This window comes from Kineococcus glutinatus, from assembly GCF_039542765.1.
In the GTDB taxonomy this organism is placed as follows: Bacteria; Actinomycetota; Actinomycetes; order Actinomycetales; family Kineococcaceae; genus Kineococcus_A; species Kineococcus_A glutinatus.
Genome location: NZ_BAABIL010000228.1, coordinates 1 through 2,478, shown reverse-complemented (window position 1 = coordinate 2,478; position 2,478 = coordinate 1). Strand labels below are relative to the sequence as shown.

The 2,478-nt window shown below is 74.1% G+C and carries 3 protein-coding genes; all 3 read right to left on the bottom strand.

From position 1 onward, the window contains the following. A partial coding sequence (locus ABEB16_RS09720; RefSeq protein ID WP_345712057.1) for a YihY/virulence factor BrkB family protein occupies nucleotides 1-830 on the bottom strand: 830 nt, incomplete at its 3' end. 59 nt (nucleotides 831-889) lie between these two features. Then, nucleotides 890-1,480, bottom strand: a complete 591-nt coding sequence (locus ABEB16_RS09715) for a 2'-5' RNA ligase family protein (RefSeq protein WP_425560151.1) — start codon at nucleotides 1,478-1,480, stop codon at nucleotides 890-892. Further along, nucleotides 1,477-2,478, bottom strand: a 1,002-nt coding sequence (trpS, locus tag ABEB16_RS09710) for a tryptophan--tRNA ligase (RefSeq protein WP_345712056.1), incomplete at its 5' end; no start/stop codon positions are given. The genes trpS and ABEB16_RS09715, both read right to left, overlap by 4 nt.

Below are 2,478 nucleotides of genomic sequence, written 5' to 3'. Positions count from 1 at the left end.
TTCAGCAGCACCAGGATCACCACGAGGCTCGCCGCCGCCTGCAGGAACGGGTTGTCGGCGCTGCGGGCGGCCACCTGGGTGCCGACCTGCTTGAGGACGCCGAGCCCCACGCCGCCCACCACCGCCCCGGACAGCAGGTCGCGCAGCGGCACGTCCGCCCCGGGCAGCAGCCGGAACACCGCCAGGTAGGTGGCGGTGTCCACGACGAGGGGCACCACGATCCCCAGGGCGCCCAGGACGACGCGGCTGGTGGTGGAGCCCCCGAGCCCCAGGTGGTCGAGGACGAAGTCGGCGGCGGCGCTGCCCGCGACCACGGACAGCACCGACACCACCACCCCGCAGCCGATGACGAGCATGACGGCGAGGTCGTAGACCTTGACGACGACGACGTTGCCGCCGGCGTCCGGCTCCCCGAAGACCGCCCGCACGCTCTGCCGCAGGGCGTCCATCCAGCCCAGCCCCGTGAACACCAGCGTCACCAGGCCCAGGCTGCCCACGACGCGCAGCACGTCCGTGCCGAGCCAGTCGTCGACGTAGATGCCCGGCTGCTGCAGGCCCGAGGCCGTGCCGCGGTGCAGCAGGCCGGGCACGTAGCTGTTGACGCCGTCGATGATGCGGTCGCGCACCTCGCTGTTGCCGCGCAGGAAGGTGCCCAGCAGCGACAGCCCCACCGCCAGGGCGGGGAAGAGGGAGAAGAAGCCGAAGTAGGCGATGCCCCCGGCCAGCACGTTGCCGCGGGCCGCGGAGTAGCGGGTGTAGGCGCGCACCGGGTGGGAGCGCTTGACCGTCTCCACCGCCGCACCGGCCTGCTGCAGGGCCGAACCGCTCACCGCACTCCCCCTCCGCGTCCGCCCGGTCGCCGGGCGGCGGCACGGGACCCGCCCCAGGACTACCCCGCGAGGGCCGCGGGGAAGCGGAACTCCTCCTGCGGGCGCCACACCCCGTCGCCGCCGTGCTCGTAGAGGCTGAAGCCCGTGACGGGGAAGCTGGCCTCCCAGTCGCGCAGCGTCTCCTCCGCCCGGTCCAGGGCCGGCTCCTCCACGTCGTGGGCGACGGTGACGTGCGGGTGGTAGGGGAAGGCGATGTCCCGCGCCAGCGGACCGCCGCGCACCGCGGCCTCCAGCAGCTCGCACTGGGAGATGCCCCGCACCAGCTGCACGAAGACGACGGGCGAGACCGGCCGGAACGTCGCCGTGCCGCGCAGGTGCATCTCGAAGGGCTCGCCGCCGGCCGCGACCGCCCGCAGGTGCGCCCGGACCCGCCCGAGCTGCCCGGTGCGCAGCTCCGTCGGGGGCAGCAGCGTGACGTGCGGGGGGATGCGGTCGGCCAGCGGGTCGCCGAACTCGCAGCGCCAGCGGGTGAGCTCGGTCGCGTAGGGCTCGGGCACCGGCACGGCGATCCCGATGGTCGTCGTGCGCTGCGCCGGCACGGGGCGGCGCAGCCCCTGGCGGGTGCCGGCGGTCCTGCCGGGGGCGCTCACCGCCTCGCCGCCAGCAGGCCCACGCGCTCGTACACGTGGGACAGGGTCTCCGAGGCGATCGCCCGGGCCCGCCGGGCGCCGTCGGCGAGCAGGTCGTCGAGCGCGGCGGGGTCCGCGAGCAGCTCCAGGGTGCGCTCGCGCACCGGGGAGAGGGCGCCGACGACGACCTCGGCGAGCTCCTTCTTGAGGTCGCCGTAGCCGCGGCCGGCGAAGTCGGCCTCCAGCTCCGCCACCGGGCGGCCCGACAGGGCGGAGTGGATGGTCAGCAGGTTCGAGATGCCGGGCTTGGCGACGGGGTCGTGGCGGATCTCGCGCTCCGCGTCGGTCACCGCCGAGCGGATCTTCTTCGCGGTGACCTTGGGGTCGTCGAGCAGCTCGACGATGCCCGCCGGCGAGGAGGACGTCTTGCTCATCTTCGCCGTCGGGTCCTGCAGGTCGTAGATCTTCGCGGTGGTCTTGAGGATGTGCGGCTCGGGCACCACGAAGGTGGGGCCGTAGCGGGTGTTGAAGCGCTGCGCGAGGTCGCGGGTGAGCTCCAGGTGCTGGCGCTGGTCCTCGCCGACCGGCACCGCGTCCGCCCCGTAGAGCAGGATGTCGGCGGCCATCAGCACCGGGTAGGTGAACAGGCCGACGGAGGCGCTCTCGGCGCCCTGGCGGGCCGACTTGTCCTTGAACTGCGTCATCCGGCTGGCCTCGCCGTAGCCCGTGAGGCAGCTCAGCACCCAGGCCAGCTGGGCGTGCTCGGGCACGTGGCTCTGCAGGAACAGGGTGGAGCGCTCCGGGTCGATGCCCGCCGCGAGGTACTGCGCGGCGGTGCGCCGGCAGCGCTCGCGCAGGGCGGCCGGGTCAGGGGTCACCGTCAGCGCGTGCAGGTCAACCACGCAGTACACCGCGTCGTGGGTGTCCTGCAGCGCCACCCACTGCGTCAGCGCACCCAGGTAGTTGCCCAGGTGCAGCGAGTCCGAGGTGGGTTGCATGCCCGAGAGGATGCGGGGCCG